At 52.7% G+C, this 744-nt stretch carries 1 protein-coding gene; it reads right to left on the bottom strand.

The genetic code is table 11. The annotated features are described in order from the left end of the window. Window positions 1-77: 77 nt before the first annotated feature. Window positions 78-744, bottom strand: a 667-nt coding sequence (locus HW443_RS12375) for a hypothetical protein (RefSeq protein WP_176238356.1), incomplete at its 5' end; no start/stop codon positions are given.

Raw genomic sequence — 744 nt, 5'->3', positions numbered from 1 at the left:
CCGAAGAATTTGTAGGCCATGCGTACATAATCTAGGCAGAAGCTACCGGACCAAAGATCACTGACTGGCGCAGAGAGCTATACGAGCGGCATGGTGGGTGGGTGCCTTAGGAGGCACCATTGAAATAAGGGAGTGGGTATTTTGAAGTGTGATTTTTCTGACAGAGCAATTCCGCAATAAAGAAACCAAATATGGGATTTTTCTGACGCCGGTGCCGATGCCTGTCTTTGTTGTTCCGTCAACCCTATCCCGAAGCGGCGGGCGCTTTCTGCTTGTTCCGCCTCCCATCGGCGTATGTTTTCCGCGTCACGTCTTTGGTGCGCCAAAGTATCCTGCCACCAGCGGTTCATTTGGTCGCTACGAACATTTAAATCGCCCATCGCGCCAAGTTGCTGACCTTGTGTCCATTGCTGCTGCTGCATTTGCATCTGCCCTAGTTGGCCCATTGTATTAATGCGCCGTTCGCCAATTCTAAACAGAGCGTCAGACATGCGGTTTTGCAGGTCTGCCACGCTGCCAGCCAAAAGCCTTTCCTCGGCCGTAAGTTGCTGGTTCAAAATTCTATCTTCCATCTCCAGCCAAATTCCAGACTGGAGCAGGCCGCGACGGTTCATCTCTTCTGTGAGCCCTTGCCGCCGCCTGTCAACCTCTGCGCGTATCTCCCTTAATGCCGACAAGGTCGCTGGATCGACAATGCTTCCTTTTTCCTGATACCGGTGCCTAATATCCGCCTCCAGCCTGTCC

It is taken from the genome of Candidatus Hakubella thermalkaliphila, from assembly GCF_013281975.1.
Lineage (GTDB): Bacteria > Actinomycetota > Humimicrobiia > Hakubellales > Hakubellaceae > Hakubella > Hakubella thermalkaliphila.
This window is presented reverse-complemented; position numbering and strand designations above follow the sequence as displayed.